Genomic DNA, 240 nt, shown 5'->3' with positions numbered 1-240 from the left:
CCCTCTTCCCGCCGAATCAACATCTGCGCGCCCATTCCACTCCGCGCCGACGTGTGCACGAGGTGGATTCGGCGGCGACGTGGGGATTCGGCGAACAGGGGAGGCAGAGGAGTGACGTGTTGACGACTCTCTCGCCGTGCCCTCGCTCACTCGCGCCACGCGCCGCAGCTGCGCGGCGCTGCCGTCGCCCGCACGCGGGTGAGTCTCTTAGCGTGGTGTCACTTCCCGCGGGGTTTTCGC

The sequence above is a fragment of the Microbacterium sp. Leaf351 genome (assembly GCF_001423825.1).
In the GTDB taxonomy this organism is placed as follows: Bacteria; Actinomycetota; Actinomycetes; order Actinomycetales; family Microbacteriaceae; genus Microbacterium; species Microbacterium ginsengisoli.
Note: the sequence above shows the minus strand (reverse complement) of the source record.